The following is a 25,149-nucleotide window of genomic DNA, read 5'->3' as shown; positions in this document are numbered from 1 at the left end:
TTATACTATGGAAACAAAAAAAGTGGCAATTGTAGGATACAACAGGATCCCTTTTGCCAGAATCAATACAGCATATGCGGATCAGGGAAATCAGGATCTGCTTCTTGCTGCATTAAACGGATTGATAGACCGCTATCAGCTGAAAGGCAAACGTCTCGGAGAGGTTGCCGGTGGTGCGGTTATCAAGCATATTTCCGAAAGTAACCTTATCAGAGAAACCGTAATGAACACAGCACTGGACCCCGCAACACCGGCTTGTGATCTGCAGCAGGCCTGTGATACCGGGATTGAAGCAGCTATCTATATCGGGAATAAAATAGCTTTAGGACAGATCGAAAGCGGGATCGCCTGTGGTGTTGAAGCCATGAGCAATATTCCTTTTGAATCTTCTCCACGGTTGAGAAAAGCATTACTAAAAGCCAATAAGGAGAAGTCAGCATTTGGAAAATTAAAACAGATGCTAAGCCCAAAACTGAAAGACTGGTTGCCGATACCTTATAAAGGACAGGAGCCTAAAACAGGGCTGGTAATGGGAGAGCATACGGAAATCACAGCCAAATATTATCAGATTTCACGGGAAGAACAGGATCAGCTGGCATTAAAAAGTCACCGGAATATGGCCAAAGCTTATGACGAGGGCTTTTTTGATGATATGGTTTCCCCCGCTTTTGGACTGGAGAAAGATAATAATCTTCGTCGGGATACAAGTATTGAGAAATTATCCCAGCTTAAGCCTGCTTTCGATAAGCAAAGCGGCACGCTGACCGCCGGGAATTCAACTCCTTTCACTGATGGTGCTTCAGCAATCCTTTTGGCGAGTGAAGAATGGGCGAAAGCCAACAATCTTCCTGTTCTGGCCTACATTACATTCTCAGAAATAGCCGGGATCGAATATGTTGAAAACAAACATAACCTTCTTCTTGCACCGGTTTTTGCAGCAGACAGAATGCTTAAAAAAGCAGGAATGAACCTTGAAGATTTCGATTATTATGAGATTCATGAAGCTTTTGCCGCCCAGGTCCTGGCCACTATTAAAATCTGGGAGAATGATGATCTGGCCATAAAATTCGGACTGGAAAAAGCATTGGGAAGAATAGACCGGAATAAGCTTAATGTAAAGGGAGGAAGTCTGGCTGCTGCCCATCCGTTTGCAGCAACAGGAGGAAGAATCATTGCCACCCTGGCTAAGCTGCTCAACGAAAAAGGAAGCGGAAAGGGTTTTATTTCCATTTGTGCCGCCCGCGGACAAGGGGTAACGATGATTTTAGAAAAATAAACAGGATATGGACAGATTAGCACAACTGAAACAATTCATCGGCAAGGAATTTGACCAATCCCCTTCTCCTTTCATGACATGGCTGAGACCGGTAGTAATTTCCGCTGAAGAAGGACAGCTTGAATTTCAGTATACAGTAAGACGGGAATGGCTGAATCCCATAGGAAATCTTCATGGGGGTGTAACGGCCGCCATCATGGACGATATCATTGGAGCAACGATGTTTTCTTTAAATGAAAATTCCTTTATAACCACCATAAATAATGTGATCGATTATTTTTCAACTGCAAAAGAAAATGATAATATTGTAGCCGAAACTAAAATTATAAAAAGAGGTAAGCAATTTGTAAATGCACAATGCGAAATATGGAACGCAGACAAGACCAAATTAATTGCAAGAGGAACCTCAAATCTGTTTAAAATTAATAACTAAGTATGAAAAGAGTTGTCATTACGGGACTGGGGGCGGTAACGCCTCTGGGAAACAATGTTGAAGATTTTTGGAAAAACAGCATTAACGGAGTTAGCGGAGCTCATCTAATCACCCATTTCAATACAGAAAAATTCAAAGTACACTTTGCCTGCGAAGTGAAAAACTTTGATCCAAAGGTACATCTCAGCCACAATGAAATAAAAAGGAGCGACCTTTTTTCTCAGTATGCCATGTATTCATCCGCGGAAGCCATTCAGGATTCCGGGCTGGAACTGGAAAAAATGGACCCCTTTGATATAGGAGTAATCTGGGGAACCGGCCAGGGAGGAATGGCAACTTTCGAAAATGAAACGGCGGAATTTTATACCGGGGACGGAACACCCCGCTTCAATCCTTTCTTTGTTCCTAAGTTCATTGCCAATATGGCTTCAGGAATGATTTCCATGAAATACGGACTTCAGGGGATCAATTATACAACAGTTTCCGCCTGCGCTACAGGAAATACTGCTTTAATGGATGCCTTCAACTACATCCGCCTGGGAAAAGCCAAGGTGATTATCAGCGGAGGTTCAGAGGCAGCGATTACCCCCGCATCAATAGGAGGGTTTTCCGTAATGAAGGCCATGTCCACAAGAAACGATGATTTTGCTACCGCAAGCCGTCCTTATGATACAGGCAGGGATGGTTTTGTAATGGGTGAAGGCGCAGGAGCCCTGATACTCGAGGAATATGAGCATGCCAAAGCCAGAGGCGCAAAAATTTATGCGGAACTGGCAGGAGCAGCCATGACGGCAGATGCCTATCACATGACGGCGCCACACCCGGAGGGCACAGGAGCCATACAGGCAATGAAGCTGGCTCTTAATGAAGCCGGAGCCAATATTGATGATATCAATTATATCAATCCGCATGCAACCTCAACGCCCATCGGGGATATTACAGAGCTGGCTGCCATTAACAAATTGTTTAAAGGGAGCAGGAATCTTGACATCAGTGCCACCAAATCAATGACGGGCCATTTGCTGGGAGCAGCCGGAGCGGTGGAGGCTATCCTCTGCATCAAGGCGATTAAACACGGGATCATTCCACCAACCATTAACCTGCATTCCCTTGATGAAAATGTTCCTAAAGATATCAGCATCGTTTTTAATGAGGCCAAAGAAAAGAATATCGATTGGGCATTAAGCAATGCTTTCGGATTCGGAGGGCATAATGCGACCGTAGTTTTCAAAAAGTTCAGCTGATACTGAATAATATGGCCACCAGTGCCAGTACTTAATAAACAAAGCAGTCTGTTCAGACTGCTTTGCTTTATCCTTTTAACCATTCCGAGGAGGAAAGGTAATCAGGGTCCGGGTAATAGATAAACAGGCAATTTCTTCCTTTTATCGTATTAATAATGGTGGTGGCCAAAGCTTTCGGAAGCGCCGGGCATCCCCAGCTTCTTCCTATTCTTTTATGCATTGCCGCAAACTCATCACTTACGTAATCCGCTCCATGTACGACAATCGCCCTTTTATAAGCCGCATCATTAAACCCTTTATCCATTCCCAGGAGCTTTAAAGAATACCCATTATCTCCTTCATAGGTTGCATCCGTAATATAAAATCCTAAACTGCTCTGGTAAGAGCTTTCGGTATTTGAAAAACTCTGGGCAAATTCTTCCCCTGTATTCTTCCCGTGAGCAACCAGGGAATTGAATAATACTTTCTTATCATTAAGATCAATCACCCAAAGTCTTTTAGCATTTGAAGACATAGAAAAATCGCAAATGGTCAGTAGGTGCGAATCCTGATTCAGCAATCCCGCTTTTTTCAAATTTTCATATCCTGTCAGCGCTTTTTCAAAGGCATCATAATTCAGTTTATGATCTGCCTCAAATGGTATTGAGTTGTATAATTCTTCTGATGAAGCTGCCGTATTGGCAATCTTCCCAGATTTCGTGTCAGCTAATGCTTCTGTTTTTTTTGACTTGATAATTTCATCCTTTACAATCGCCTTCTCCGGAGAAAGATAGAATGAAGTGGTAATCATGTATATCATGCCCACTAAACTATATAATCCTTTCATTCACTATTATGTTAAGTCCAAATTAGTGAGGCAAAATTATAAAAACATCATTACCAGGAGGGTATAACTCTAAAAAGTTTAACTCAATTTAAGAAACTTTAACTTCCTGATTATGTGAATTAAAGCATATTATTTATGGGAATCGGGAACGAATTCCAGACTCACAGAATTCATGCAATATCGTAAGCCGGTGGGCTTCGGGCCATCATCAAAAACATGGCCCAAATGAGAATCGCACCTTTTGCAAAGCACTTCCACCCTGTCCATTCCATATGAAAGGTCCCTTTTATAATATACCCCGTTTTTATCAGCCTCAAAAAAGCTTGGCCAGCCGCAGCTGCTGGCAAATTTTGAGGTTGAACGGAACAGGTGATTCCCACAAACCGCACAATAGTATTCGCCTACCTCATCAAATTCATTGTATTTCCCCGTGAAAGCCCTTTCTGTAGCTGCTTCTCTGGCGATGGCATACAGCTCGGGAGAAAGGATCTTCCTCCATTCATCATTGGAAATATTGAGTTTGGTGGTATCTGTTCTGGAATAGTATGGATTATTTTTTGCTTCTGTATTTTCCATAGGAGTAATTTTAACAGGTTTATGATTCTGTGAGCAGCTCAGCAGAAAAATTAATAATAGTATTGAAACTAATGATCTCACCGTATATTTAAATCTGTAGTAGTGATCTGGTTTTTTTAAGGACCTGCCAGTTTCATTACCAAATTTAGTAAATTTGAGAATATGAATGATGAAGCTAAAAGAAAACAGTTAAAGAAATATAAAGCTTTTGCCACAGGATTATTCTTGCTGATGGCAGCTATTTTTATCGTCACCACTCTCTTACAGAAAACCAATCATTCTCACTGGATAGGCTATGTACGTGCTTTTTCCGAAGCCGCCATGGTAGGTGCCCTCGCAGACTGGTTCGCAGTGACCGCGTTGTTCCGCCATCCTCTTGGCCTGCCAATCCCGCATACCAACCTTATTGAAAACAGCAAACAACGGCTGGGAGATAATCTGGGAAGCTTTGTGGTTACCAATTTCCTTTCACCACAAAACATTCGTCCCTACATTCAAAAGCTTAAAATATCAAATTTTGCAGGCGAATGGCTGGGAAAGGAAAAGAATCAGGAGATCCTGATCAGAAATCTTTCAGATATTGTCCTGGATATCCTCAGCAAGCTTGATAACAAGACCGTAAGCCAGTTTATAAGCAGGAAAGTCTCGGAAATGACAGACGGCATACAGCTCAATAAGATCGTGGGAAATGGCATCAGCTATATTCTGGAAAAGAAAGACCATCAAAGGATCATCACCAATCTCTCAAGACAGGTAAAGGATTATATTCTCGAAAATGATGAAATGATCCAGGAACGTGTGAAAAAAGGCAGCTACTCTTTCATCCCTGCATTTATTGATAATAAGATTGCGGAAAAGATCGCAGACGGGCTTGCCGATTTTTTTAAAGAGATTGAGGAAGATCCGGAACATGAAATCAGAAGCCTGATCACCAATAAAATCCAAGAATTTTCCGTTGACCTGAAAGAGAATCCCAAATGGAGTGATGAGTTTAAAAGTATCAAAAACGACCTCTTAAAAAATGATAAGCTGGATGAATATTCCAATGATATCTGGATCTCCATTAAAAGCACATTGATAAAAGAGCTTCAGGAAGACCATTCTTCATTAAAGAATTATATCTCAAAAAATCTGGATGAGTTCTCCCGGAATTTAAAGACCGATGAGAACCTCCAAAACAAGATTGACCACTGGGTGAGGGTTACCGCTTATAAATACATCCTCAAAAATACCCACCAGTTTGGCAACCTCATCAGCTCCACCGTAGGAAACTGGCAGGGAAAGGAATTAAGCGAGAAGCTAGAACTGGAGGTCGGGAAGGATCTTCAGTTTATCCGGGTTAACGGCACATTGGTCGGAGGCCTGGTTGGTCTCATTATTTATACCGTTGCCCACTTTTTCCTGTGAAAAACGGAAACCACATCATCGATATAGGCTACAACGTTATACAGACGCTGCGTAACCGGAGGTTATGTCTTTAGATGGTAAAAGCTATCGTGGTAATCTGCCTGCCCTTTTTAAAAGCTCTTTATTAATCTCATTGATCAGTTCGGGACCTTCATAGATAAATCCTGTATAAAGCTGCACCAGACTTGCCCCCGCATCCAGCTTTTCAATGGCATCTTTTGCAGAATGTATCCCGCCTACCCCAATAATGGGAAAAGCCCTGTTGCTCTTTTCGGAAAGGAAGCGGATCACTTCGGTGGATCTTTTGGTCAGCGGTTTTCCGGATAGCCCTCCAGTCTCAGATTTAGCTTCTGAAACCAGTCCGTCTCTTGAAAGTGTTGTGTTGGTAGCAATAACCCCTGCAATTCCGGTCTCCTTCACAATATCAATAATGTCCAAAAGCTGATCGTTCGAAAGATCCGGGGCTATTTTTAAAAGAACAGGCTTCGGATTTGCTTTTTCGCTGTTCATTTGCTGTAAAGTTCCCAGAAGCCGGGTAAGAGGTTCCTTATCCTGAAGCTCACGGAGGTTCGGGGTATTGGGAGAGCTTACATTCACTACAAAATAATCTACATAAGGGAAAAGCTTTTCGAAACAGATCTTGTAATCATTTACAGCCTCCTCGTTAGGGGTCATCTTATTCTTACCGATATTCCCGCCGATCAGCACATTTTTATTTTTTTTAAGACGCTCTACCGCCGCATCCACACCTTCATTGTTAAAGCCCATCCTGTTGATAATAGCGGAATCTTCTTTGAGGCGGAAAAGTCTTTTTTTCTCATTTCCGGGTTGTGCCTTCGGGGTTAAGGTCCCTATTTCTATAAATCCGAACCCCAAAGCTGAGAGCTCTTTGTAAAGCCTGGCATCCTTATCAAAACCTGCGGCCAGTCCTACCGGATTCTTAAATTTCAATCCGAAAACTTCTCTTTCAAGTCTTTTATCCTCTATAGGCTTCGGAAAAAAAAGCTTCGTGAGGAAAGAAAAATTCTTCAGCATTGAAAAAGTAAAATGATGGACTTCTTCGGGGTCAAATTTAAACAGAACGGGACGGATCAGGTTTTTGTACATTGCCTTTTTTGGGGTACAAAGATACGAAATTTTGAAATGGATAAACGGTAGCTTCAATGGTATATCTTTGCGATCCCTTAGGATACGCTCTACTTTTCCGGCCCGGGAGGAATATATGTGGCCCGTATTATCTGAAGCCGGCTTTCACTCTAGCCCTGATGGAAGCGGCATCCTTTTGCGGAACACCGTGAAGCAAAAGATATAGCGTACAGCAGGTTCCCGGCTCCTGAAATATAAAAACTGACCGATCGTTATTTTTTAACCGCTTTTTTTAGTGAATTTCATGAATTTGGAATCCAAATTCATATTTTTGCACTTCAGATGTAAAAATATGGCAAAACAAGAAGATGTTTTCAAGAAAGTGATCGCTCACGCTAAAGAATATGGTTTTATTTTCCCTTCCAGTGAGATCTATGATGGTTTATCCGCAGTGTATGATTACGGGCAGAATGGTACAGAGCTTAAAAATAATATCAAGCAATATTGGTGGAAAGCAATGGTACAGCTTAACGAAAATATTGTGGGTATCGATTCGGCCATCCTTATGCATCCTACTACATGGAAGGCTTCAGGCCACGTAGACGCTTTCAATGATCCGCTTATTGACAATAAAGATTCTAAAAAACGTTTCAGGGCAGATGTTCTGGTAGAGGATTACTGCGCTAAAATTGAAGATAAGGAGAAAAAAGAGATTGAAAAAGCGGCCAAAAGATTCGGTGACGCTTTTGACCAGGCCCAGTTTGAGGCTACGAATCCTAAGATCCTGGAATACCGGGCAAAACGGACTTCCATTCTCGCAAGGCTGGCAAAATCTTTGGAAAACAATGACCTTGCCGATGTAAAAGCTTTAATTGAGGAGCTTGAAATTGCTGATCCTGACACCGGTTCTAAAAACTGGACGGATGTAAGGCAGTTCAACCTGATGTTTGGTACTAAGCTGGGCGCTTCGGCAGATTCAGCCATGGACCTATATTTAAGGCCTGAAACCGCGCAAGGTATCTTTGTGAACTTCTTAAATGTACAGAAAACGTCACGTCATAAATTACCTTTCGGGATCGCGCAGATCGGGAAAGCCTTCAGGAATGAGATTGTCGCAAGACAGTTCATTTTCAGGATGCGTGAATTTGAGCAAATGGAGATGCAGTTTTTTGTAGCCCCGGGCACAGAGCTTGAGTTTTATGAGAAATGGAAGCAAACCCGTCTGAACTGGCACCTTGCTCTTGGACTTGGTGATGAAAATTACAGGTTCCATGACCACGAGAAATTGGCACACTATGCCAATGCTGCCGCCGATATTGAGTTTAACTTCCCATTCGGCTTTAAGGAACTGGAAGGTATCCATTCCCGTACAGACTTTGATCTGAGCGCCCATGAAAAATTCTCCGGAAGGAAGCTCCAGTATTTCGATCCGGAAAGAAACGAAACCTATGTTCCTTACGTCGTGGAAACGTCAGTAGGTTTAGACCGTTTATTTTTGGCTATTTTCTCCCATTGCTTAAAAGATGAAGTATTGGAAGACGGCTCGGAAAGAACAGTTTTATCTTTACCTCCGGCGCTGGCACCCATCAAGGCTGCTATTCTTCCGCTGATGAAAAAGGACGGCCTGGCAGAGTATGCAGAAAAAATCTTTAACGATCTGAAGTACGATTTCAATTTATTCTACGAAGAAAAAGATGCCATCGGAAAACGTTACAGAAGACAGGATGCCATCGGAACACCGTACTGTATTACCATTGACCACGATTCTCTGACAGATCACACGGTAACGATCAGAGACCGGGATACCATGGCCCAGGAAAGGGTTCCTGTTTCGGAGTTAAGGAGAATCATTGATGAGAAAACAAGCTTCAGAAATTTACTCTCAAAAATATAGATTATAAGCCCTGAAAAATCAGGGCTTTTTTATAGCCAATATTATCCCTGAATTGATTATTTTTGGATCTCAAACTTAAACCATGAAAAAAATGACACTGTTGATGTTTGGGCTGATCCAGACATTCGCTTATACCCAGACCCAGGATCTGGCTTCTTTAGCTTCGGGAAAAAATGTTGGCATGAATGCCTTATTTGATACTAAAGATAATCTCTATGGCTATGTTTCCATATATTCTTACGGTAAAACTGACAAGAAAACCCAGAAATTCGAATATGTAATTTTAGATAAAAACCTTAACCCTGTTGCTAATAAAGAATTTGAGGCCGGCCCTCTTGTTGCCAATTACTTCGGATATGTAGACTTCAGGGGGCAGATCATCCTGCGGCCTTCGGATTTTCACTATATGCAGGCCTTTGCTAAAGACGCTGCAACACCTGTATCAATGGTTATTGATCCCAAAACCAACACTGTCGCCCCTAAGGTCTATTATGATTATCAGGAAGACGGAACCTTCAAGGAAATCAGCCAGCCAAAAAGCTGGCGGGACGAAAGAAAAGAAACCAGAGCCGAGAAAAAGGAAAAAGGCTACAACTATGTCTCTGCCGTTGCCGAGATTAAAGAAGGAGGCTATATCGCGGTTGAATACCATGATTACGGAAGATACGTGAACAATAACAGTCTGATAAAGTTCGACGAAAACAGAAAAGAGGTCTGGAGATACCGCTATAACACAAACGGGGACAAAAAAGCTTTTTCAGATCTTACGATCCTGGATAGAGATGAAAATAATCTGTACGGAATTTTACGGAAAGTAAATGATGATGACAAAACCTTTTCTCTTCTGGTGATTGATATGAAGACCGGGAAAGAGCTTTCCAACAAGCCTGTTACAGGGCTTTCGCCGGAAACGATCTATAATATTGATGTTTTAAATTCCGGAACCGGAAGGATTGATAATGACAAAACTTTTGACGATAAAATCATTTTACTGGGGAGAAATTATATTTCGAAGGCTGACAGAGGCTTTGCCAGATTTATGCTCGATAAGAAGAACTTCAATGTGGATCTGAAAACGATAGCCTATAAACCGGACCTTTCCGCGTTCATTCCGAAATTAAGTGCCGACGGAGGTGTAGAAAACGGCTATTATCTTCAGACCAAGGATGTTTATTTCATGAGCGACGGGAGTGTGGGAATCCTTTCGGAGAAGTTCAAGCCGGGCGGACAATATAGTGTACCCAAAACTACAGATTTAGTTTATATCAATACGGATAAGGATTTTAAAGTAAAGGATGTTCAGGTTTTTGAAAAGGAAAAATCAAGATGGGTAAACAGCGATTATCTCTTTTCTCAATACTTGAATGACGGGAAGGATGTTGTCTTTTTTTACCGTGATTATCAGAAAGACCAGGTGACAAAAGAAAAAAAATGGAACCTTTTTATCAATACCATTATCGACGGAAAATTCAAACAGGAGATTATTCCTATTTCTGAAAAGGACAATTATATTGTGACGCCTTATGTTGCGAAAAAAGGTTACATTTTACTGCGGGAATACAATGAGAAGGAGAAATTTAATAAAATCCGCTTGGAAAGATTAAATTACTAATAGAGAAAAAATCCTGACCTTCGGTCAGGATTTTTGATAATAGTCCGCAATATTTTTTATTTCGTCCAGACTCAGATTCCACATAAAGTTCAGGAACTGCTGGTAACTCTCACTTTGGTTTTTCGGATCTACGCGGTCTAAATACCGGTTTAGATTATAATTCTTCCGGGCTTCATAAATTTTAGCGAAACATTTTCCGAGCCATCTTTTATAATATTCTTCCTCTTCATTATCCTGCAAAAACTGAAGCGAAGCATATACCCCGAGTCCATAATCCTCGGAATGATAGAGGTTCGGCAAAGTTTCCATCCTGGCTATTTTTTCTAGGGTGGCATAAGATCCGGAAGGCTCTTCCTCTGTGCCTTCAGTGTTCAGTTCAGGAAATAACTTTTTAAGGTTATTGATCCTTAGGGTGATTTCAGGATGCGATTTCAACGAATCTTTATCTAGCTTCTCTTTAAAATGGCTGTAATCATAAAGCGAAAAGTCTTCTTTTTTAAGCCATCTATCCCTGAACTCCTGCTCCGGAAGATTAAAATACTTTTTATAAGTTTCTACCTTTAGTTCTCTCGGTGAAATCGTATCAAAATTTTCAAGTCTTTTTAAGGTATGGATAAATTCGCTTTTTTTAAAGTCACTGTTCCTGAAAACTATATACCCTAAAGAATCTGCCTGCATTTCCTGTTTTCTGTTTTCAGCTCCTTTTTTATAGATTCTGTTTTTAAGGATATCAAAGGCTCTCTGATTACGGTTTTCCTTGGTTGATTTAATGCTTTGCACCACTATTCTGTCCATCTGATCCTGATCAATAATGCCCAGGAAGGTTTTTAAGGTATGTTCTGAGATCTTGTGTCCCAATTCATGGGAAATCACTGCTGCCAGCTGATCGTCATTGTTCAGCCATTTAAAGAGTCCCATATTGATCACAAAAGTTCCGTCGGCGAAACAATATGCATTTGGCGTATTATCTTTGGCTATAAGAATTTTCAGATTTTGAGGGACCTGAGGATTATTTTTGCTCAACCGCTCTATCAGGCTTTTTACCTTGCTATCAAAGGCAGAATTGAAAACAAAGCCTTTCTCCTTCACCTTTTTTTCAAAATCTTTTTCAAATTCCTTATAGATTCTGGACAGCTCATTTCCTCTTTTACCGGGATAATCCTCCCTGCTTTTTTTAATAAGGTTCTCAGTATTGATGGAAAAGTTTCTGAGAAAATCTCTTCTCTGTGCATAATCTGCCGTATCAATCGGCTTATAAGCCTGTCCGAAAGAAATTATGAAGCCATAAAAGAATAAAAGGGATATCAGTTTTTTCATCATGCTTTCGTGAATAACTACAAAAATAAATGATTTCTAATCATATTTTCAAATTTATTTTAAATTTGTTACAGATCGATTTATATGATAATCCTTATATATTTTACAGCTTTTATTGCCGTTGTAGTGGTGATATTTTATCTTCTCGGATATGGGTATATTTTCAACGGTATCTCCAAGACCTATCTAAAAGGGAAACTAAGCGCCAATATAGATGACAGAAGCTATTTCCCGGGTAATATCATTGCAGCAGGATCACCAAAGCCCTGGAAAATGGCCCCGGAGTATAACAAAACCGTTTTACCGGAACATCTGGCTGATAATCTAAGAGCCTCCAATACGGCTTCTTTTCTGGTGATAAAGCATGGACAGCTCGTTCACGAACAATATTGGAACGGCTATAACCAGTTTTCAAAGACCAATTCTTTTTCTATGGCCAAGGCTGTTACGGTAATGCTTTTGGGGAAAGCTCTTGAGGAGGGAAAAATCGATCATATTGATGCCCCATTCTCCGGTTTCTTTGAAGAATTTAAAGATAAAGGACCGGGAAAAGATCTTACATTAAAGAATCTCGCTCAGATGGAAGCTGGCCTCGACTGGGAAGAAAATTATAAGAATCCTTTTCTTCCTAATGCCAGGGCATATTATGGAAAAAGCCTTATCAAAGCTACTTTTTCAAGGAAGTTTAAAGACATGCCGGGAACAACATTTGAATATCAGAGTGGTGCTACCCAGTTATTGGGTTTTGCTGTAAGAAAAGCCGTTAACCAATCTTTAGCAAGCTATTTATCCGAAAAATTCTGGATTCCAATAGGGATGGAACAGGATGCGGAATGGAGCACGGATGAAAGCGGAATGGAAAAAACATACTGCTGTATTCATTCCAATTCCAGGGATTTCGCCAAACTTGGTCAGCTTTTCCTAAATGACGGGAAAGCAGATGGCAGACAGATCCTGGATCCGGATTTCATCAGGCAGATGAGAACACCCACCCGGGCTTCCGGGGAAACCTACGGGATGGGATTCTGGATCAATCATGACAATCCCGTAAAACACTACTATTTTTTAGGCCTCCAGGGGCAATACATCATTATGGTGCCCGAACATGACATGGTTATCGTGAGAACAGGCAGCTATAACAATTTACCCAAAAATGACAGAGGACGCCCGGACCAGGTAAGATATCTCGTCAACGAATGCGTAAAACTATTTTAATAAAAATAAAATATTCTTTTCTGAACCCTTTTTAGCTGGCATTCCGGAACATAATCCGTAATATCCAAGAAAAAAAAACCAAGATTGGAACAATCTTTGGTAATCTTGTCACAGACAAATATTGAAAATAAAAACACTTTCGGATGAAGGAAAAGATCACTCTGCTTTTCTTCGCTATTTTTTCCGTTTATATGTACTCTCAGACACCATCCTGGTTTGAGGAGCAGTATAAGCAGGCTCGGATGCTATCCAGCAAAAACCCGGACAGCTCGGAAATTGTGCTTAATCAGATCATTGAAGCCGCACAGAAGAAAAACCAGCCCAATTATATAGCGAAGGCCTATTATTTAAAATCGTATAACAGCTATTTAAAATCTGATGCCGAAAGCACACTCAATCTTGCAGAAAAAGCTTTACAGGTTTCAGAACAAAACAATTATCCTGTAGGAAAAGCTTTGGCCTACCGGATGCAGGGAACGCAATATGCCAAACTAGGACTGTTGGAAGAGGCTTACGAAAGCCTGGATAAGGCTCTCTCCCAGGTACGGAATGATGAGACGGATGAAGGACATGAGCTGAAGGGGATGATCTACAATTCATTTTTAATCCTTCTCAATCAAAATGAATATCAAAAAAAGGATTATTATTCCAGGAATGCCATCGGGGAATTTCAGAAAATAAAAAATATACCCCGCAAGAATGAGCTTTTGGTTTCAGCTTATACCAATATGGGATATAATCTGTCAGAAGTGAAAAGATTCAGCGAATCCAAATCTTATTTTCACAAAGCACTTGCCCTGGTAGGGAAAGATAATCATTACTTGAGATGCAATATCCTGCACGACATCGGTTTTTCTTTCTCTGAACAAAACAAACAGGACAGCGCTGTTTATTATTATCAGAAAGCACTGGGTATCGCAAAAGCCTATGGCTTTAATGAAAAGAAAATCGAGATCACGGAGAATTTGGAAAAAGCCTATAAGAAGCTCAATGACCTGACCAATGCCAGAAAATATAAGCTGGAGCATCTGGAATTAAAGGACAGTATAGCCTATAGCCAGAAAATGGCGGTTAATAAGACGCTTTCGGTAAAGGAAAAGAATTTTGATGAAAAGCTTAATAAAAGCCAGGCCCTTACCGGCGGCCTGATCACCGTTTGTGTCATTCTGATTCTTGTTTTAGGTGTGGTTATATTCAAAGCCACCCGGCTCAGGAAAAAACATAAGGAGATCATTGCCCGGGTGTACCGGTCAGGCATTACTCCGGTTTCCTATGAAGAAGACAGGCAGGAATTTGTGGAAGATGGTAAGGCCGGCCCTGCTTCTTCCGATATAAAAATTTCCCCTGAAGCAGAGGAAAATATTCTGACCGGCTTAAAAAGTTTTGAGGAAGGCCTGCACTTCAACAACAAGAATATTTCACGATACAACCTGGCCAATGAACTGAACGTCAATACCAAATACCTTTCAGCAGTCATAAAAAAACATAAAAATTTCAATTTTAATCAATACATCAACCATTTACGGATCAGCTATATTGTGGACCAGCTTAAAAATGATCCACAATACAGGAAGTATAAAATCAATCATCTTGCTGAGATTACGGGATACTCCTCACACAGCGCTTTTTCCCTGGAATTTAAAAAAATTGTGGGAATGCATCCTTCAGCCTTTATCAAAGCTCTCGAAAAGGCCTGACGGATATCGCAAGTTACTGTTCAACAATTGTTAAAACATTATAGCCTCCGGTGTTAAGAAGCGGCCGCTTATCCGTATCCCATGCAACATTTATCCATACAAAAGGCCTCAATTTATCGCCTTCATTCAGGTACACACTCACTGTACAAGCTGAGCCTACGATCACCGCATTCGGTGGGTTTCCTGTATCCTGGGGATAACCATTATTGGTTTTAATCCTTTGCGTAACCACATTGGAGGAATTTCTTACCTCCCAGATGGCCTCAGTCTGGTTTTGTCCGTAACTCGTATTCACCTGGCTTGGGGCGAGCGCAAAAGTAAATGTTGCAAAGTACACTCCTGCTCTCGGGGCTACAAATTCTCCCGTAGCGGGGTTGAAATTAGACCTGGGCTGGCCGGAGTCAGAATCTAATTTCTCAGTCCACGAGGTCAGATATGAAGAGGACCTGCCGGGGATTCCATCTGTATAATTTCCTGTAGGCCAAAGTCCTGTTTCAAAAACGGTACAGTTGTTATTTGTTTTTTCCGCCATGACCACAATTCTGGGTTTCCCATATGGCAAGATGGGCACCCAGGAAGAGCCGTCGGAATATTCTATATAGCCCTGTACTCCTATTGCCGGGTTAGGATTATAGCGCACTGCTCCTGCTCCGGCCTCGGCGGCGGTTTGGGTGGTCATACCTACCGCCATAGAACCATTGGCCCCGTTTCTCAGGTCAACAGCCACCTTTGGAGTGGCAACCCCCACGCCTACCTTTCCTGTTTTATCAATAATAAATTTCTCAGCCGCCTCCACTTCCAGGACATTGGACGGACTCGGGTTATTACCGCCTATGCTTATCTGTGCCTGCACTTTATTCAGAGGGAAAGCCGATATACCCAAAGCTAAAAATAATATACTTTTATAATGTGATTTCATTTCTGTGTTTTAAAGTTCATAAATACTAATACTGTTGTTCGTCCCATTGTTCGCCGTATCTATATTTCTGCTGCCGCCTAAATTGTGATATACTTTGAACTGAATTGTATTTCCTGCAGATAAATTAAAAATAGCTGTACAGTTGCCTCCCACAATATTGCTCACTGTAGAGACATCCCATGCCGGATATGAATTCACGCTTCTGTAGGTCTGTATATTGTTTGTTGAAGAATTACTTTCAATGATTGTTTCTATTCTTGAATTTTGGGCGATATTGGCCTCAGCCAGGGAAATATTGAAGGAAACGATATAAAATCCTGCCCTGCGTGCAGTAAAAGTCCCTGTCGTGCTGTTAAAATCAGATTGGGAATCTGTAAGCACCGACCATCCGCTTACGGTTGTGGTCGCATTATTGGCAAATGACTGGTTGCTGCTTTTATTGGCCAGTACCAATGCCTTTGGAGGTAAGGTCATTGGGAGATCATGCCACCCCACCCCGTCAGAATACTGGATAATATTGCCCGTGCTGTATCGTATTGCTCCGGGGCCTGCTGCTGCAGGTGTCTGGTTGCTGGTTCCCAAACCAATGATCCCTTTCTGATCAGCAGACCGGAGATCTACCTTTGTCCTGGGATTTAAAAGCCCCACACCTAATTTTCCGTCCGGGGTAACCACCACATCATTTAATATCTGTGACGCCGTAGGTGTATCGCTGTTGTCTTTTCCACTATCAATGTGAAATGGCTGTAAAGGATTTTTTGTATATATGCCTATCTGTCCATTTATAGTTACTCCAAAGGAGAAAAACAGCACAAAGTATAGTGCTTTATATAAAGATTTCTTTTTCATAATCCGGTTTTTAATGTTCGATAATAGTGAGGTTATTAAAGCCCGCATCAGGATTTGTCCAGTCAGAATTCATTCTTAATGCCCGTGACCCGGAACCTGTAATATTCTGGCGGAGCTGCGGACGGACGGTCTGATTAGCCGTCAGCCGCAAAGTAATGGTAGCCGAACCTCCTACCTGAGCATTTTCATTAGCACGGGCAAAGGTCTTGAACGAACGCGCTAAAATGGATCCCGCGCTGGGGCTGTAAAACTGGCTCGTTACCTCTGAAGAATTGGCTACTGATCCTGACACAAAGTTATAGGTCATTAAAAAAGTATACACCCCGTTCCTGGGAGCCGTAAAAATTCCCGTAACGGGATCGAAACTGTTTGAAAAGTCCCTGACCTCATCCCATCCGGTAATATTAACATCTGAATTGTAGGCCACTGAGAACGGAGTGGTCATTCTTGCTACTACTACGGCTTTTACAGGTAGAACTATGGCTGCTTCCCATACGCTCCCGTCTGAAACCTGGATCTTGGATAAGGTTGGCTCATACCGAACGGCTCCTGCCCCGGCGGCCCCGGCACTCATGGTAGTAGCTCCCAAACCGATTGCATTTTGTGGTCCATCCGACCTTAAATCAAGTTTTACAATCGGATTTAATACTCCTACCCCCACAAACCCTTCATTGGTGACCACAACGTCGTTGGATCTCTGAGCACTGTCCGGGATACCAGTAACAGGGTTGTCTTTACCGCCATCAACATGAAGTTTGGCCAAAGGATTACTATTATTTATCCCTACCTGTGCATGTAAATTATTAAAGAATGGAACAGACAATAAAGTAGCTAATATGCTTTTAGTAAAAAGAGCATCGAAATTTTTCATAACATTTTGTTTTTAGAATCTAAATTCTGTCACAAAGATATATTCAAAGTCTGATGCCTCACAATGGATTGAGGGTCTGTAAAATAACAAAATAAGGTAAACGTCTGAAATATTGACAGTTACATTACAAAAAACAGGATCAGATACGATATTAAAATTCCGAATTTTAATATTTTCAGGGAGCCTGAACGCAAAAAAACGAATGACAAAAGATGAAATAAAAGTATATTTTATTATTAAATGATCGATTAATGAAATCTGAAATTGGCTTCTGGAAGTGTATTATTTTTTAAGAAGGCTTCATATTCCGGAGATAATTTGGCGCGCCCGAAAGTATTTTTTCCACTCATGCTTCCCAAGCGCACTTTATCTTTTCCATATTTCCTGTTCATGGCATCCATTGCTTTCATAACCGGCAGATGCCGGTTCTGGATATCTTCTTCAAACAAACTGATCAACCTTTCACTTTCGGGAACAAAATCATTTACAATAACCCCCGCCCTTTTGTAATGAAAGCCATCTTTATAAATTGTTTCAAAAAGTTCATTGACCACCCTTCCTATTAAAATGGAAGAATTGGTAGGATTAGAAAGAACCTGAGTCACAGCCTGTTTATATTCCGGAAGATCTTTCCGGAAACGGTTCGTCTGGACAAAAACGGTAACCATTTTACAGCAGGTATGCTGTTTTCTAAGCCTTTCAGAACAATACATGGCAAAAGTTTCCAAACGTTCTCTTACCTCTTCTTTACTGGTCAGCATTTCCATAAAGCTCCGTGTAACGGCAATAGACTTTTTGGGAGCATATGCGGAAAGCTCCAGCTGGCGGATGCCCTTTAGCTCATTGATCATTCTCACCCCATGGATCCCCATGATCTTGCGTACCCACATCTCCGGTTTCTGAAGAAGATCCCATGCCTTGTAAACCCCATTATCGCGCATTTTTGCCGCCAGTCTTCGTCCTATTCCCCATACATCCTCTATATCCAGCCACCTTAATGCTTTTTCAATTTTTTCCTTAGTATCCAGAATGTATATGCCCTGGAAACTATCCGGAAATTTTTTTACGATCCTATTGGCCACCTTACATAAGGTTTTTGTTGGGGCAATCCCGATACTTACAGGGATATCCGCCCTGGTTTGAATAGCATTCCGTATTTCAAGGCAGTAATTATAAAGGTCTACATACTTAAAAGTCCTTAAGTCCAGGAAAAGCTCATCGATGCTGTAGATTTCATAATCTGATTCTCCCACGTAAGATTTGGCAATATTAATCACTTCCTGGCTTTTATAGTTGTAATATTCAAACTTTGCGGAAAAGCTTTTAACGTTGTGCCTTATGAAAAGTTCCCTGTATTTGAACGCAGGTGCAGCCATAGGTATCCCGAGAGCCTGGGCTTCAATACTTCTGGATATGACGCAGCCGTCATTGTTGGAAAGTACAACAACAGGCTGGTCCTTAAGCGAAGCATCCAAAGTCCTCTCACAGGAAACGAAGAAATTATTGCAATCTACTAAAGCATACATGGTTCAGATAACAGATATTCACCAGAACAAAATTATAATATTTAAAGATAAAATTGCCATTTTATTAAAAAATTATATTAAATATAAACAATTGATTACAAGGATATTAAAATATTCAAATGCGTCAGGTTTTGTCGCGGGCCCTGTCTACTTTTGTGTTCAGCATATAATATATAATTATGGACAAAGTGACTTTACAGAGAATAGAAAAGCTTCATCCGCTGGTAAGGGAAGAGGTAAAACAAATTATTAATGAATGTGACCGGGCCCTTACGGGAAGAGCCAGAGTAAGGATCACCCAGGGCCTGAGATCTTTTGAGGAACAGGAGAAACTTTACGCAATCGGAAGGATCACCAAAGGAAGAAAGGTGACCAATGCGAAAGCAGGCCGAAGCATTCACAATTATGGGCTTGCCGTTGACATCTGCCTGATCATAGACGGAAAAACAGCAAGCTGGGACACCGCAAAAGACTGGGATAATGACAGGGTGGCAGACTGGTATGAATGTGTAAAGATTTTTGCAAAACACGGCTGGGACTGGGGTGGAAACTGGAAGACCTTCAAAGACCTTTCTCATTTCGAAAAGAAGAGCATACTTACTCGGAAAGGAGTGGTAAAAACCAACTGGAGAACATTATCCAAAATGGCCAGAGATAAGGAAAACTACGTCATCTTCTAATTCTCTTTTATTTGAAATCAATTATAATACGACAACTTCTGTCGCTTTCCCTGCCTACCTTTGCTTTACAAATGAAACAGCGAAAAACACGAAATCTATATGTCCAAAGCCAATGGTTATTTCATAAAAAACTATTGGTTTTTTCATCTGGAATCAGTTCGGTTTTTTCTAAATCATTATACATTCATATGAAAAAGATAGCCATTCTTTCTTTAGACGGTGGCGGGATAAGAGGTATCATTACCTGTATTATTTTACGCTACATAGAGGAGCAGCTACAGATTTTCGATAAGCCCGGCGCCAAGCTTGGAGATTATTTTGATCTGGTTGCAGGAAGCAGTACGGGAGCTTTGATTGCATCAATCATTTTATGCCCTGATGAACACCGTAAAGCGAAATATTCCATCCGAAAAGGCCTGGAATTATATGCTGAAAAAGGTGGTGACATATTTCAGGTATCTTTCTGGGAAAAACTGGTCAACCCATTCGGATTGCTGAATGAAAAAATTTCCCAAGAAGCACTTGAAAAAAACCTGAATGACTTTTTTGGGAATCTGGAACTAAAAGAATTAATAAAACCATGTCTGATAACAAGTTATGATATAGAGAACAGAAGAGCAAAACTTTTTAATTCCTGCAAGGCGGTCTTAAGTACCGATAACTTTTATGTAAAAGATATTTGCAGGGCAACTTCCGCAGCCCCCACTTATTTCAGCCCGGTACAGATCAAATCAATGTACGGACAGATTTTCAGTCTTATTGACGGTGGAATGTTTGCCAACAATCCTGCTCTTTGCGCTTATGCAGAAGCCAGGAAAACCCCTTTTGCGGAAGTTTTGAAAAATCATCAGAAAGCTAATCACCCTTCTGTAAATGATATGATCATCGTTTCTATCGGTACAGGAGTTGAAGCAAGACCCTATTCTTTCAGAAAACTGGAAAAAGCAGGAAAGATAGGCTGGGTAAATCCCATCATTGATATACTGATGTCCGCCAATGCCGAAACCGTGGATTATCAGCTTTGCCAGATGTTCCGCACGTTAGGCCAGCGGAACCAGAAAAATTATTATCGCCTAAATCCATCATTGAAAAATGCTTCCCCGGCCATGGACAATGTGAGACGATCCAATATTGAAAACCTGATACAGGCCGGTCTGAGCTATATTGATGATAACAGGGAAACATTGAATCAGATTGTCCAGAAACTGATCAAAAACCGAATATAAGCGTATTTGCTTATAAATACAAAATATAAGCTAAATACCTTATATTTCGTTTGAAAATTTTTTTAAAACGTCGAGTTTTGTCGTCCATGCATACTACTTTTGACGTATAAATCAAGACACAAAACAATCATTAAAGAGTTTCGAAACCTGATTGGGTTCAGCATCAATACATGCCGAACAGCCAAAGATATGTTTAACATTTCAGAATAACCTTAAAACATTAAATATGGAAACATCAAATCACAATCCGGATATTATTTTTGATGAAGATCTCTATACCATTGAATGGAGCGACATCGAAAATGCAGAGATGGACTATGAGAATTATCTCAATGACATTGAAAATTTCTTCAGAGAGGATTTTGAAAATGATATTCTTGAAGAAGATATGTATTAATCTGATTTTTTAACACCGGTTCTGTTGCTGTCCGATATCAGTCGGACACCGATACCATCAACAATCAATTTAATTTTGCTGAGACCTTTGAATTCACCATTCACAAAATGTTGGACAGCCGGAACTGTGTTAAGATCAGCCATTTAAACACTACAAATGAAATAAAAACAATTACCTCAATATACACGCCACAGTTTGTCGTATTAAATTATATATTTGCTGTTAAATATATAACTGTATAACCTGGCACTGCTGCTAATAAATATTCCGAAATGAAAAAAGATTTTTACCTGACAAGATATGCCTTAATCATCAAAAGGCTGGAAAGTTCCCCGGCTACCTATTCGCAACTGGAAGACTATCTTCTTAATTCCTTCGAATTTCAGGATGCGGGGATTAAAAGCTACTCTATCCGTACCTTGCAGAGGGATATCCGGGAGATTTCCGATCTTTTTAATCTTTCCATTCACAATAAAAAGAAAGGAGACAACCGGTATTATATTGAAAGCCGCCCGATCATGGAAGTAGATGAGTACAACCAGAAATTACTGGAATCTTTCCAGGTAAGCAACGCGCTGAATCTGCATCCCGATTTTTCAGGCTTCATTTTTTTCGAAACCAGAAAGCCTACGGGAATTGAGCATTTTTATGATCTTTTCTTTGCCATCCGCAATAAAAGGATAATCACTTTTGAGCATTACAATTATAAAAACAAGGTAATGACTTCCAGAAAGGTGCATCCGCTTGCCCTGAAAGAATCTAAAAACAGATGGTACCTTATCGCAATCGATACGAAGGATAAAGCTTTAAAATCATTCGGGCTGGACAGGATCAATTACCTCAATGTGGACAAGGCAAAATTCCGGGAAAAATACAATTTCAACTTAAGAGAACATTTTAAGAATTCCTTCGGGGTAATGAATCTGGCAGAGCAAAATCCTGAAAAGATCGTCATAAAATGCAGCAGGCATCAGGGAGAGTATATTAAAAGCTTTCCACTCCACCAGTCTCAGAAGGAGATCAGGGAAACCCCGGAAGAAATGTTCTTTGAGTTTTTCCTGCATCCTACTTATGATTTTTTACAGGAGATTCTTTCTTATGGAAAAGAGGTAACCGTTTTAGAACCGAAATCTTTAGTTGAAGAAATCAGGACGCAATTGCAGGAATCCCTGAACAGCTATCTTGAAAGCTGAAAATATATTAAGCCATTTGGCTTTTTTTGACTATTTTTACATAAATATATTCCAGTGAAATGTTTTTTTCTTTGCTTATTTGGTCTTGCCTCTTCTTTTTGTTTTTCACAGCAGGTCGAGGAGTTCAGGCTTGTGAAAAATTTCTATAATCATCACCGGAGCTTGCTCAACAAGGAGTTTAAGAAAAAATTTGATGCCGAAACCAATATGGCCGGTAAGGCCGCCATCGAAAAAGATTTTCTTCTCTTCATCAGTAAAATGGACAGTATCGAAAATGTAGCCCTGATCGGAGCCCTGTTAAAGGTTAAAAATCTTGAAGATATTAATAAAATACGAAACAGTGGTTCTGCTGCGGAAAAAGTCTCTGAAGTATCTTCCGCCACAGATAAGGCCGCCGATTATCCCGGTGGAATCAATGCATTAAGAAAGGAAGTGGCCCGGATTTTTTATACGGGAGGGGTCTATGCGGAAAGCAAAACCGTAAAAACCAATGTAGCTTTTATCGTAGAAAAAGACGGAACGGTAAGTAATGTACAGGCACAAGGTGATAATTTTACCTTTAACAGGCAGGCAGAAATCGCTTTGTATTCCATATCAGAAAAATTTTCACCGGCCCTAATCAATGGAGATCCGGTAAGATTCCGCTATCAGCTTCCTTTAACCCTGAATATTAAGGATTAAATGTTTACAGACGAATATTATATGAAAATGGCTCTCCAGGAGGCAGAAATCGCCCTGGAAAAGGATGAGGTTCCTATAGGATGCGTTATCGTTTCCAATAACCGTATTATCGCCCGGGCTCATAACCTTACGGAAACCCTTAATGATGTTACCGCCCATGCAGAAATGCAGGCAATAACTTCCGCGGCCAACTTTCTCGGTGGAAAATATCTGAAAAATTGCACTATGTATGTTACCCTGGAGCCTTGTGTAATGTGTTCCGGCGCACTGTCATGGGCACAGATCTCTAAGGTGGTAATCGGAGCCCGTGATGAACAGAGAGGCTTTATCAGCAAGCACCTTTCCCTTCATCCGAAAACTGAAATCGTCGTTGGTATTATGGAGAACGAATGTTCTGCTATTGTTAAGGAATTCTTCAGATCGAAACGCTAATCGTTTTTTTTAAAAACAGAATACATAACAACATCAAAATATTCCTCGTTTTTTCTGATATGCTGCTTTAACACAGCTTCCTGTTCCATTCCCGCTTTTTGCATGACTTTTCCTGAGGAAGGGTTATAGAGGAAATGGGTAGCATATATCTTATGAAACTTTAAGCCTTTAAAGCCAAAATCTATAACCGCTTTTGCAGCTTCTGTAGCATATCCCTTATTCCAAAATGGTTTGGCGACCCAATATCCCAGCTCAGCTGCATTATTTCCCCTGTGATGAATCCCCACGGCCCCCAATATTTTATTATTTCCGTCCCGGATGGCAAAGGTATATCCTTCATTTCTTTCAAAGGCCTCCCGGGAGATCTTCAGCCAGAATTCAGCATCTTCATGTCTATATGGGAAAGGGATATTGGAAGTGTGCTCAGAAAAGACTTTTTCCTGCAGATATTCTACAATATAGGGGATATCCTCTTTTTTCAGTTCTGAGAGGATAAGCCTTTCTGTCTTTATTATAGGAAATTCTTTCATGACTGATCTTTTCCGAGGAAATACAATCCTTTCAGGGTATGGAGCCTGTCCATGACATGGATTTTGTCGGTAAGAGGTTTATAGATGTGGGAGACGCCTCCTGTGGCTACTACAAAACAGTCATCATCAACCTCATCATTAATCCGGTCTATGAATCCCTCTACCATCCCTAAAAAGCCATAGACCATTCCGCTTTGCATACAGGTGACGGTATCCAGCCCGAGAACCGATTTCGGTTTCTTCAGCTCTATCTCCGGAAGTTGTGCCGTCTGGCTGATCAGGGAATTTAAGGAAGTGACGATTCCCGGAGCAATGATAACCCCCAGGGTTTCTCCATCTTCGCCCACACAGCTTGCTGTAAGTGCCGTTCCGAAATCCAGGACGATTTTTTTTCTGTCGGGATACATATTATGGGCAGCAACCAGGTTGGCATAAATATCAGTCCCCATCTGCTTGGATTTAGCCTGAACTCCTGAGGGTGTATTTCTGTCAACAATAACCGGATGTATATCATGGATCTTTTTTATTGCCGACCCCATCACTTTCGTAAGTTGTGGCACAACGGACCCAATGATTACTTTATTGATACTTTTCGGTTCGATTTTATAGGTCTGGTACAGCATCATCATCTGGGCATACAATTCATCCGTTGTCCTGTACGGCTTGGTATTGATCACCCATGAGATCTCACAATTGTCTTCATTAAAAAAACCAAATCTGATATTGCTGTTCCCTATATTGATTACGATGGAATTCATTAAATTCTAAACTAAAAAAGGTTTTCAAAAATAACTGTAAAAATAAGTTTTTATCCCCAAAAACCTACAGAAATTGATTTTAAATACGCTTAATTTATGCATTAACATTTAAATGATATCCGGAAACATTTATTAAATCAGGTCAGACACTTGCTGATTTTTCTTTTTTCTGAGAACAGGCTTAATGTAAATTCGTATACAATCAATTAAAAAGTGTAGTATGAAAAATTTAAAGAAAATTTCCAGAGGGGGATTAAAATCCATCATTGGAGGCAATGTGACCTGCCCCATACCCGGCAGCAGTGTACCGGCAATATGTCCGGGAACCGTTTGCCCGCCTGATCCGTGCACCAGCACAACTTGCCTGATCCCTGCCAGCTGTGCAGGAAACGGACCCTTTTAATAAGCGGGCCCAGCTTTAGGGATCTCCAAAAAACCGGAGAAATAAAAAGAGGCTGTCTCAAAAGTAAGATAGCCTTTTTTATATTTTACAAAAAAAGGAAA

General features: G+C 40.8%; 25 protein-coding genes. 15 read left to right on the top strand and 10 right to left on the bottom strand.

Translation table 11 applies throughout. From position 1 onward, the window contains the following. The first annotated feature begins 7 nt into the window (after positions 1-7). The 3 genes from ABMQ40_RS08970 to fabF are packed head-to-tail and all read left to right on the top strand — an operon-like array spanning position 8 to position 2,953. Positions 8-1,276: an acetyl-CoA C-acetyltransferase gene (locus ABMQ40_RS08970; protein WP_370898722.1), complete on the top strand. Its 1,269-nt coding sequence runs from the start codon at positions 8-10 to the stop codon at positions 1,274-1,276. A 7-nt stretch (positions 1,277-1,283) separates the two neighbouring features. Continuing rightward, the gene (locus tag ABMQ40_RS08965; RefSeq protein WP_370898720.1) at positions 1,284-1,709 is read left to right on the top strand and encodes a PaaI family thioesterase; all 426 of its coding nucleotides are present in this window, start codon (positions 1,284-1,286) and stop codon (positions 1,707-1,709) included. A gap of 2 nt (positions 1,710-1,711) precedes the next feature. After that, complete coding sequence (gene fabF, locus ABMQ40_RS08960; protein WP_370898718.1) at positions 1,712-2,953, top strand: beta-ketoacyl-ACP synthase II; 1,242 nt, start codon at positions 1,712-1,714, stop codon at positions 2,951-2,953. 67 nt (positions 2,954-3,020) lie between these two features. Here the strand turns inward: fabF and ABMQ40_RS08955 are convergent, their stop codons facing one another. Both ABMQ40_RS08955 and msrB read right to left on the bottom strand, forming a co-directional pair. Further along, on the bottom strand, positions 3,021-3,779 hold the full coding sequence (locus ABMQ40_RS08955; protein ID WP_370898716.1) for a murein L,D-transpeptidase catalytic domain family protein: 759 nt from the start codon (positions 3,777-3,779) through the stop codon (positions 3,021-3,023). 129 nt (positions 3,780-3,908) lie between these two features. After that, complete coding sequence (gene msrB / locus ABMQ40_RS08950; protein ID WP_370898714.1) at positions 3,909-4,355, bottom strand: peptide-methionine (R)-S-oxide reductase MsrB; 447 nt, start codon at positions 4,353-4,355, stop codon at positions 3,909-3,911. 162 nt (positions 4,356-4,517) lie between these two features. Between msrB and ABMQ40_RS08945 the strand changes: the two genes are divergently transcribed. After that, positions 4,518-5,762, top strand: a complete 1,245-nt coding sequence (locus ABMQ40_RS08945; protein ID WP_370898712.1) for a DUF445 domain-containing protein — start codon at positions 4,518-4,520, stop codon at positions 5,760-5,762. 84 nt (positions 5,763-5,846) lie between these two features. Here ABMQ40_RS08945 and ABMQ40_RS08940 read toward each other — a convergent pair whose 3' ends face one another. Then, complete coding sequence (locus ABMQ40_RS08940; RefSeq protein ID WP_370898710.1) at positions 5,847-6,869, bottom strand: quinone-dependent dihydroorotate dehydrogenase; 1,023 nt, start codon at positions 6,867-6,869, stop codon at positions 5,847-5,849. A 331-nt stretch (positions 6,870-7,200) separates the two neighbouring features. On the opposite strand from ABMQ40_RS08940, the gene ABMQ40_RS08935 reads away from it, so the two are divergent. Together ABMQ40_RS08935 and ABMQ40_RS08930 are read left to right on the top strand one after the other, a co-directional pair. Next, positions 7,201-8,742, top strand: coding sequence for a glycine--tRNA ligase (locus tag ABMQ40_RS08935; RefSeq protein WP_370898708.1), 1,542 nt, complete (start codon positions 7,201-7,203; stop codon positions 8,740-8,742). A gap of 82 nt (positions 8,743-8,824) precedes the next feature. After that, complete coding sequence (locus tag ABMQ40_RS08930) at positions 8,825-10,354, top strand: hypothetical protein (RefSeq protein ID WP_370898706.1); 1,530 nt, start codon at positions 8,825-8,827, stop codon at positions 10,352-10,354. Between the two features lie 24 nt (positions 10,355-10,378). On the opposite strand, the gene ABMQ40_RS08925 is transcribed toward ABMQ40_RS08930, so the two are convergent. Further along, positions 10,379-11,674, bottom strand: a complete 1,296-nt coding sequence (locus ABMQ40_RS08925; RefSeq protein WP_370898704.1) for a M48 family metalloprotease — start codon at positions 11,672-11,674, stop codon at positions 10,379-10,381. 81 nt (positions 11,675-11,755) lie between these two features. Here ABMQ40_RS08925 and ABMQ40_RS08920 point away from each other — a divergent pair, with 81 nt between their 5' ends. Further along, positions 11,756-12,886, top strand: coding sequence for a serine hydrolase domain-containing protein (locus ABMQ40_RS08920; RefSeq protein WP_370898702.1), 1,131 nt, complete (start codon positions 11,756-11,758; stop codon positions 12,884-12,886). Positions 12,887-13,029: 143 nt separating this feature from the next. Then, positions 13,030-14,583 (top strand): helix-turn-helix domain-containing protein, encoded by a 1,554-nt coding sequence (locus ABMQ40_RS08915; protein WP_370898700.1) that lies wholly within the window; start codon positions 13,030-13,032, stop codon positions 14,581-14,583. A 13-nt stretch (positions 14,584-14,596) separates the two neighbouring features. Here ABMQ40_RS08915 and ABMQ40_RS08910 read toward each other — a convergent pair whose 3' ends face one another. The 4 genes from ABMQ40_RS08910 to ABMQ40_RS08895 all read right to left on the bottom strand — a co-directional run bounded on the left by ABMQ40_RS08910 (position 14,597) and on the right by ABMQ40_RS08895 (position 18,748). Next, on the bottom strand, positions 14,597-15,502 hold the full coding sequence (locus tag ABMQ40_RS08910; protein ID WP_370898698.1) for a hypothetical protein: 906 nt from the start codon (positions 15,500-15,502) through the stop codon (positions 14,597-14,599). Positions 15,503-15,511: 9 nt separating this feature from the next. Continuing rightward, positions 15,512-16,351 carry a complement C1q domain-containing protein gene (locus ABMQ40_RS08905; protein ID WP_370898696.1) on the bottom strand — a complete coding sequence of 280 codons (840 nt, stop codon included), beginning with the start codon at positions 16,349-16,351 and terminating at the stop codon, positions 15,512-15,514. Positions 16,352-16,361: 10 nt separating this feature from the next. Next, a complete protein-coding gene (locus ABMQ40_RS08900; protein ID WP_370898694.1) occupies positions 16,362-17,222 on the bottom strand; it encodes a hypothetical protein in 861 nt (286 codons plus the stop codon). Between the two features lie 248 nt (positions 17,223-17,470). Then, entirely contained in the window at positions 17,471-18,748 is a 1,278-nt protein-coding gene (locus tag ABMQ40_RS08895) for a Y-family DNA polymerase (protein ID WP_370898692.1), read from the bottom strand. 179 nt (positions 18,749-18,927) lie between these two features. Between ABMQ40_RS08895 and ABMQ40_RS08890 the strand changes: the two genes are divergently transcribed. From ABMQ40_RS08890 to ABMQ40_RS08865, 6 genes are all read left to right on the top strand, one after another. After that, a complete protein-coding gene (locus ABMQ40_RS08890) occupies positions 18,928-19,428 on the top strand; it encodes a M15 family metallopeptidase (protein WP_370898690.1) in 501 nt (166 codons plus the stop codon). A gap of 188 nt (positions 19,429-19,616) precedes the next feature. Then, a complete protein-coding gene (locus ABMQ40_RS08885; RefSeq protein ID WP_370898688.1) occupies positions 19,617-20,654 on the top strand; it encodes a patatin-like phospholipase family protein in 1,038 nt (345 codons plus the stop codon). A 226-nt stretch (positions 20,655-20,880) separates the two neighbouring features. Then, positions 20,881-21,051, top strand: a complete 171-nt coding sequence (locus ABMQ40_RS08880) for a hypothetical protein (protein ID WP_370898686.1) — start codon at positions 20,881-20,883, stop codon at positions 21,049-21,051. Positions 21,052-21,323: 272 nt separating this feature from the next. After that, a complete protein-coding gene (locus tag ABMQ40_RS08875) occupies positions 21,324-22,244 on the top strand; it encodes a helix-turn-helix transcriptional regulator (RefSeq protein WP_370898685.1) in 921 nt (306 codons plus the stop codon). A gap of 54 nt (positions 22,245-22,298) precedes the next feature. Next, entirely contained in the window at positions 22,299-22,925 is a 627-nt protein-coding gene (locus ABMQ40_RS08870; protein ID WP_370898683.1) for an energy transducer TonB, read from the top strand. Beyond that, positions 22,926-23,357 carry a nucleoside deaminase gene (locus ABMQ40_RS08865; RefSeq protein ID WP_370898681.1) on the top strand — a complete coding sequence of 144 codons (432 nt, stop codon included), beginning with the start codon at positions 22,926-22,928 and terminating at the stop codon, positions 23,355-23,357. On the opposite strand, the gene ABMQ40_RS08860 is transcribed toward ABMQ40_RS08865, so the two are convergent. Continuing rightward, positions 23,354-23,887, bottom strand: coding sequence for a GNAT family N-acetyltransferase (locus tag ABMQ40_RS08860; protein ID WP_370898679.1), 534 nt, complete (start codon positions 23,885-23,887; stop codon positions 23,354-23,356). The genes ABMQ40_RS08865 and ABMQ40_RS08860 overlap by 4 nt on opposite strands. After that, positions 23,884-24,645 carry a type III pantothenate kinase gene (locus tag ABMQ40_RS08855; RefSeq protein ID WP_370898677.1) on the bottom strand — a complete coding sequence of 254 codons (762 nt, stop codon included), beginning with the start codon at positions 24,643-24,645 and terminating at the stop codon, positions 23,884-23,886. The genes ABMQ40_RS08860 and ABMQ40_RS08855 overlap by 4 nt, the downstream gene beginning before the upstream one ends. Positions 24,646-24,865: 220 nt before the next feature. Between ABMQ40_RS08855 and ABMQ40_RS08850 the strand changes: the two genes are divergently transcribed. Continuing rightward, on the top strand, positions 24,866-25,048 hold the full coding sequence (locus ABMQ40_RS08850) for a bacteriocin-like protein (protein ID WP_370898675.1): 183 nt from the start codon (positions 24,866-24,868) through the stop codon (positions 25,046-25,048). Positions 25,049-25,149: the final 101 nt, after the last annotated feature.

This window comes from Chryseobacterium gossypii (assembly GCF_041361455.1).
GTDB classification, from domain to species: domain Bacteria; phylum Bacteroidota; class Bacteroidia; order Flavobacteriales; family Weeksellaceae; genus Chryseobacterium; species Chryseobacterium gossypii.
The sequence above is the reverse complement of the archived record's forward strand: the minus strand, read 5'-3'. Positions and strand labels throughout refer to the sequence as shown.

Coding starts and splice junctions, on each gene's coding strand:
- ABMQ40_RS08970 (WP_370898722.1), top strand. CDS start 8: ATGGAAACAAAAAAAGTGGCAATTGTAGGATACAACAGGATCCCTTTT.
- ABMQ40_RS08965 (WP_370898720.1), top strand. CDS start 1,284: ATGGACAGATTAGCACAACTGAAACAATTCATCGGCAAGGAATTTGAC.
- fabF (WP_370898718.1), top strand. CDS start 1,712: ATGAAAAGAGTTGTCATTACGGGACTGGGGGCGGTAACGCCTCTGGGA.
- ABMQ40_RS08955 (WP_370898716.1), bottom strand. CDS start 3,779: ATGAAAGGATTATATAGTTTAGTGGGCATGATATACATGATTACCACT.
- msrB (WP_370898714.1), bottom strand. CDS start 4,355: ATGGAAAATACAGAAGCAAAAAATAATCCATACTATTCCAGAACAGAT.
- ABMQ40_RS08945 (WP_370898712.1), top strand. CDS start 4,518: ATGAATGATGAAGCTAAAAGAAAACAGTTAAAGAAATATAAAGCTTTT.
- ABMQ40_RS08940 (WP_370898710.1), bottom strand. CDS start 6,869: ATGTACAAAAACCTGATCCGTCCCGTTCTGTTTAAATTTGACCCCGAA.
- ABMQ40_RS08935 (WP_370898708.1), top strand. CDS start 7,201: ATGGCAAAACAAGAAGATGTTTTCAAGAAAGTGATCGCTCACGCTAAA.
- ABMQ40_RS08930 (WP_370898706.1), top strand. CDS start 8,825: ATGAAAAAAATGACACTGTTGATGTTTGGGCTGATCCAGACATTCGCT.
- ABMQ40_RS08925 (WP_370898704.1), bottom strand. CDS start 11,674: ATGATGAAAAAACTGATATCCCTTTTATTCTTTTATGGCTTCATAATT.
- ABMQ40_RS08920 (WP_370898702.1), top strand. CDS start 11,756: ATGATAATCCTTATATATTTTACAGCTTTTATTGCCGTTGTAGTGGTG.
- ABMQ40_RS08915 (WP_370898700.1), top strand. CDS start 13,030: ATGAAGGAAAAGATCACTCTGCTTTTCTTCGCTATTTTTTCCGTTTAT.
- ABMQ40_RS08910 (WP_370898698.1), bottom strand. CDS start 15,502: ATGAAATCACATTATAAAAGTATATTATTTTTAGCTTTGGGTATATCG.
- ABMQ40_RS08905 (WP_370898696.1), bottom strand. CDS start 16,351: ATGAAAAAGAAATCTTTATATAAAGCACTATACTTTGTGCTGTTTTTC.
- ABMQ40_RS08900 (WP_370898694.1), bottom strand. CDS start 17,222: ATGAAAAATTTCGATGCTCTTTTTACTAAAAGCATATTAGCTACTTTA.
- ABMQ40_RS08895 (WP_370898692.1), bottom strand. CDS start 18,748: ATGTATGCTTTAGTAGATTGCAATAATTTCTTCGTTTCCTGTGAGAGG.
- ABMQ40_RS08890 (WP_370898690.1), top strand. CDS start 18,928: ATGGACAAAGTGACTTTACAGAGAATAGAAAAGCTTCATCCGCTGGTA.
- ABMQ40_RS08885 (WP_370898688.1), top strand. CDS start 19,617: ATGAAAAAGATAGCCATTCTTTCTTTAGACGGTGGCGGGATAAGAGGT.
- ABMQ40_RS08880 (WP_370898686.1), top strand. CDS start 20,881: ATGGAAACATCAAATCACAATCCGGATATTATTTTTGATGAAGATCTC.
- ABMQ40_RS08875 (WP_370898685.1), top strand. CDS start 21,324: ATGAAAAAAGATTTTTACCTGACAAGATATGCCTTAATCATCAAAAGG.
- ABMQ40_RS08865 (WP_370898681.1), top strand. CDS start 22,926: ATGTTTACAGACGAATATTATATGAAAATGGCTCTCCAGGAGGCAGAA.
- ABMQ40_RS08860 (WP_370898679.1), bottom strand. CDS start 23,887: ATGAAAGAATTTCCTATAATAAAGACAGAAAGGCTTATCCTCTCAGAA.
- ABMQ40_RS08855 (WP_370898677.1), bottom strand. CDS start 24,645: ATGAATTCCATCGTAATCAATATAGGGAACAGCAATATCAGATTTGGT.
- ABMQ40_RS08850 (WP_370898675.1), top strand. CDS start 24,866: ATGAAAAATTTAAAGAAAATTTCCAGAGGGGGATTAAAATCCATCATT.